Origin of the sequence: Massilia sp. MS-15 (assembly GCF_020176695.1) — a bacterium.
Classification (GTDB): Bacteria; Pseudomonadota; Gammaproteobacteria; order Burkholderiales; family Burkholderiaceae_D; genus Telluria; species Telluria hydrophila.
Map to the genome: position 1 here is coordinate 1 of NZ_JAIWIA010000010.1, position 1,456 is coordinate 1,456.

Sequence of the window (1,456 nt, forward strand, 5' to 3'; positions counted from 1 at the left end):
CTTTTCAATTGGCTGATATGCTGTACCACGGGCCATAAGGTAATGCCGGCCGATCCTAATTGGCCAATTGCCATATCAAGTGTTTCATTTCGCTGGAGGCAATAGAATTCGTCCATCATGAAAAGAACGGGATAGGGTGGCCTGCCGGGTGTGCTTTCCAATATGTCGAGAGCCTGGTCGATGATGATCTGCATGAGCTTTTTCAGAGGGCCGGCCAGCGACATGCCGCGCATGCAGATATAAATCGTCGTTGGACGGAGTTTTAGCATGCGCAATGAAAAGTCAGAGGTGTACAAGGTGGTTTCCATGGCGTGTTCATCCAGGAAACTGGTATGTTGATCCAGCGTTCCAAGGATTCCACTCAACTCGGTGTCGGCTTTCGACACCAGGCGCTGAAAAACGCCCCGGACCTTCCCATTCTGGAGGGGCGATTCCGCCAGGTAGGCAAGCAGGGCGTCGTGTGGATCGGCGTAGGGATTGGACCTGCCGGCCAGCTGGCACTCCCGTTCGACGAGGTCGAACAGCTCCTGGTCACCTTGCATGATGAGCTTGCGAATATGGAGGAGGTTCCTGCGGTCCTCCGGTTCTTCCTCGATCACGTGGACGATCAGGCAGGTCAGCACATTGCGCGCGTGCGTCTCGAAGTAGGCGGAATTGTCCGCCGCGGCGAGCGGCGACATGGGAATCAGCCGCAAGGCCATTTTCGAGGCATGCCCCCACAGGCACGGGTCGGACGCGCTCATTTCGGCGAGCGGGTTCCAGCGATGCCTGGCCAGCCCGACCGTGATTTCCTCCGGATCGAGAATGAACACGTCCTGCCCGAGTACGTCCTTGCCCTGACAACCACGTCGCCTCGACGTGATCTGGGCCAGTTCGCCCTTCGGATCGATCACCAGCGCCGATCCGGGATACATCAGCAAGTTCGGGATCAGCGCGCCGGTCGCCTTGCCCGCGCGCGATCCCGCGATGGTCAACATGTGCCGGTCGTCGGGCTTGCCGCACCAGAGGCCCTTGAAGAGCCCCAGGATCTGGTGCTCCGGTAGTGGTCTGCCGGCGATGATTCCACCTGGTTTCCAGCGATTGCGGATCAGCTCGTACAGGCTGGCGAGCCGACCGTCATCCATCTGCTGACTGGGGCGGAAGCTGCCCCAGCCCGGGGGCAACATCGTCAGGCCATACTGCTGGTACTGGAAACGGGTTTCCCATCTGAATAATTGGAAAATCCCGGCAATGAGAATGACGCCAGAAAGAATCAAAACATTCTGTGTGGATAGCGGAGCGAACTGGAGAAACGATATAAGCGCAAGGCAAATAAATAAGAAAAAAAACTGCTTGAAACGCAGCCAGTAATAATTCCTATTTGAAATGAAATCGATCTTAGCCATGGCCGAGACTCACTCATCAAAAAAGGATCTTGACATCGCCCAAACTAAGCTTAGTATCTAACAATGCGCCA

1 protein-coding gene is annotated in these 1,456 nt (G+C 56.0%); it reads right to left on the bottom strand.

What is annotated here, in order from left to right:
- Positions 1-1,385: type IV secretory system conjugative DNA transfer family protein (locus LCI23_RS06005; protein WP_224945329.1), on the bottom strand; the 1,385-nt coding region annotated here is incomplete at its 3' end.
- Between the last annotated feature and the right edge of the window lie 71 nt (positions 1,386-1,456).